General features: G+C 51.5%; 2 protein-coding genes. One reads left to right on the forward strand and one right to left on the reverse strand.

All coding sequences use genetic code 11. The annotated features are described in order from the left end of the window. Positions 1-114: 114 nt before the first annotated feature. Positions 115-891 (reverse strand): class I SAM-dependent methyltransferase, encoded by a 777-nt coding sequence (locus BP822_RS02790; RefSeq protein WP_286877691.1) that lies wholly within the window; start codon positions 889-891, stop codon positions 115-117. Between the two features lie 490 nt (positions 892-1,381). Here BP822_RS02790 and BP822_RS02795 point away from each other — a divergent pair, with 490 nt between their 5' ends. Next, positions 1,382-1,573, forward strand: coding sequence for a hypothetical protein (locus tag BP822_RS02795; RefSeq protein ID WP_286877693.1), 192 nt, complete (start codon positions 1,382-1,384; stop codon positions 1,571-1,573). Positions 1,574-1,886 lie beyond the last annotated feature (313 nt).

Here is a 1,886-nt window from a genome sequence, read left to right on the forward strand (position 1 = left end):
AGGGAGAGCAGGAGGAGAAATCCCAATGCTATCAAGAGTCCTGCATTGCCAGGTCCTGCATTGCTGCTCATATCCGGCCAGCTTTTGGGATGTGCAGGATAAGAAGATTTCCCCTTAAGTCCTGCTTGGCTGCGTTCTCCTGCAGACCAGGAGCAGAAAATCAGGTATCCGAGCGCCATCCATCCGATCCGGGCACATGCTCCTCCAGCACTCCGGGGGCTCGGGCTCGATCACCCTGCAGATATCGAAGCCGCAGGAGATCAGCTCGTTCATGATGTCCCCCAGAGTCCGGTGCCAGTAGACGGTGGGCTCCATGCCGGATTTCGCTCCCCAGGGGCAGAGAAATGGGCCCCGCTGGAAGTAATAGTCGACCTTTCGGTGCAGCCTTCGCCCTTCCTCATCCCTGACCCATCCCCAGACAGGGGTCATGAAGCAGGGATGATTGGCGATGTGCAGATAGGTTCCGCCCGGCCTCAAGAGACGGCCAAACTCCCGAAAAGCACCCTGATAGTCGGCCAGGTCCTGGATTACATTGTTGGTCAGCACCACATCGAACGCCGACGCTGGGAGAAATGGCAAAGAGGCGCAGCTGGCAAGACGATAGCTTATTCCTAGAGGCTCATTTTCCTCTTCTTCCCTGGCATAGGCTAGCATCCTCTCTGAGATCTCCACCCCGGTGACCTTAGCGCCAAGCCTGGCCAGCTTGCGACTGAGATAGCCGTCACCGCAACCTGCATCCAGGATCCGCTTTCCCTTCACCTCACCCAGCAAATCGAGGATCAGTGGGTCGAGTAGATCGCCGCGGTTCGGATCCCTCTCGCCATAGGATCGATGCCACTCTTCTGCATTGCGGTCCCAGATCCTTGTGCCTTGATTCTGATCGAGATTCATATGACGAATTCCTCTCTGGGGATCTGAAACAGGCCGGTTTATATAGGCTACTGCTTTTGGATGTTGGCGCCAAATGGAGGGGACTGAGAAGATGAATTTCTTAACTTGTGGCGTCTATTGACGAGTCGTAGATCTCCTTTCAGGATGTAGAGCCGCAAAGGAATGAAAAATGTTATTCTGTTAGCCCAATCGATGCACTGATCCCCAACCAGGCTCATGGGCATCATCTAAGGGACAGGAGTTCATTACCATGCGCGGTCACGAGCGCGCAGGAGGGCCGCGTATGGGCATGCATACTCTGGTTTTAAGGGCGGAAAGCGAAAAGATACGTCTTAAGTAAAAAATAGAGTCTGTTCTGGCGTTAAGAATTAATGCAAAAAGATAAGTGATCGGTTGTGTCGTTCTCGCTGAAGATGCTCCGGCCAGCCAGGAAAGAACTGGATAAAATGAATAGAGAACGGATATACAAGAGGAGACCTATAGCATTATGATGGCCAGCAGCAAGACCAGACTAACGAAAAAGGAACAACTCTCCGACCGGGATTTTGAAGGCGTGATAACCAAGGGCGAAGAGACCAAGTGCTCTGACGATATTTGGGAGTACTATGAGATGCACAAGGATGAGCTTGAGGACCTTGATGAATATGCCAAAAAGCGCGGCCTTGTGAGACGTCTGATTTAGAATGGATTATTTTCAAGAGTTCAATAATTTGCCGTCTGAGCCATTAAATGGGCCAAACTCCACAGCCCCCTGGCAGTAGGCCATGTCCTGGATGACATTATTGGTCAGTACATCAAATGCCAAAACTTTTTTCGCCTCTGGCTGCAGGGCAGATCAAACCTAAGCTCCGCCCTTTTTAATAACCATATTCGCCTCCACAGGCACGCTAATTTCCATCTTCTCCAGAATCATCCTCTGTTTTTTTGAGACCTCGGTAAGCCTCCACTTTCCGCCGACTTTAACAGCTCGCAGCTTTGACAATTCCATCAGAATC

The sequence above is a fragment of the Methanosaeta sp. UBA458 genome (assembly GCF_002496085.1).
Taxonomy (GTDB): domain Archaea; phylum Halobacteriota; class Methanosarcinia; order Methanotrichales; family Methanotrichaceae; genus Methanothrix; species Methanothrix soehngenii.

Excerpts from the sequence above, each read along its gene's own strand:
- BP822_RS02790 (WP_286877691.1), bottom strand. The coding sequence starts at position 891 with ATGAATCTCGATCAGAATCAAGGCACAAGGATCTGGGACCGCAATGCA.
- BP822_RS02795 (WP_286877693.1), top strand. The coding sequence starts at position 1,382 with ATGGCCAGCAGCAAGACCAGACTAACGAAAAAGGAACAACTCTCCGAC.